The following is a 211-nucleotide window of genomic DNA, read 5'->3' as shown; positions in this document are numbered from 1 at the left end:
CCGTCCAGGCCTTGATCCACTCGTCGCGCTTCGCGCCGATCTCGGCCGCGGGCACCTGGATCGGGTCGGTCACGACCGGTGCGTACCTCGCCCAGTCGGCGGGCAGCTTCACGTCGGGGTCGACCGGGTCCATGTACATCTGCTCGGGGATCTGGGCCTGCACCTGCTCGGAGAGCATGAAGTCGACGAACGCGCGCGCGCCCACCTCGTT

Annotated in this window: 1 pseudogene; it reads right to left on the bottom strand. The window is 69.2% G+C overall.

Annotation, left to right across the window (positions count from 1 at the left end):
• Positions 1-211 (bottom strand): annotated as a pseudogene (locus BN358_RS26975) (thiamine ABC transporter substrate-binding protein); the annotation flags it as partial.

The sequence above is a fragment of the Sedimentibacter sp. B4 genome (genome assembly GCF_000309315.1).
Lineage (GTDB): Bacteria > Bacillota > Clostridia > Tissierellales > Sedimentibacteraceae > Sedimentibacter > Sedimentibacter saalensis.
Note: the sequence above shows the minus strand (reverse complement) of the source record. Positions and strands in the feature narration are given on the sequence as shown.